Origin of the sequence: Paenibacillus artemisiicola (assembly GCF_017652985.1) — a bacterium.
Taxonomy (GTDB): domain Bacteria; phylum Bacillota; class Bacilli; order Paenibacillales; family Paenibacillaceae; genus Paenibacillus_Z; species Paenibacillus_Z artemisiicola.
This window is the reverse complement of record NZ_JAGGDJ010000125.1, coordinates 1-621: the sequence shown is the minus strand read 5'-3', so window position 1 is coordinate 621 and position 621 is coordinate 1. Positions and strand designations below refer to the sequence as shown.

The window sequence follows — 621 nt, the reverse complement described above, 5'->3', positions numbered from 1 at the left end:
GCAATTGATCTTATCTAATAGTAATTGGTGCGCTTGCAGATATTTGGGGAACCGAGAAATTATGGACTTGTATTGACAGGTGTAATTTCAGCTTCCCCAATAAACCAGGATATGAATTTGAAGGGTTTATTCACTGGGATGGAGATACTTCATTAGATCCACTACCAGTTAATGTTCAAGGGATATTATTCTTAACAGATACAGATGTTGAAAATGGCGGATTGAGCGTAACTCCTGAGTTATATCGTGACTTCCCGGAGTGGGTAAAAACTCAGCCTGAAGACAGAGATCCTTATCATCCAGATTATACTGGATATACACCAACACCAGTGACATTAAATGCAGGAGACTTACTAATTTTTCATGTTATGCAACCACATGGTTTACGAAAAAATACTTCTGATACAGCTAATATTCACCAATATATCTCTATGTTCCCAGCACAGGAGCATAATGAAGAGTTAAAAGAGTGGAGAATTAAACAATGGAATGACAGAGAGATTCCAGAAGGTATTGCTTTCCTAGGAGATCCTCGTAATTGGGAAAAAGAAAAATATGAAAAAGCCCAACTTAGTGAACTTGGTGAAAAATTATTAGGACTTAAAAAATGGTAATTTAAAA

At 36.2% G+C, this 621-nt stretch carries 1 protein-coding gene; it reads left to right on the top strand.

Annotation, left to right across the window (positions count from 1 at the left end; genetic code table 11):
• The first annotated feature begins 17 nt into the window (after positions 1-17).
• Entirely contained in the window at positions 18-614 is a 597-nt protein-coding gene (locus I8J29_RS33475) for a phytanoyl-CoA dioxygenase family protein (protein WP_208851567.1), read from the top strand.
• The last annotated feature ends 7 nt before the right edge of the window (positions 615-621 follow it).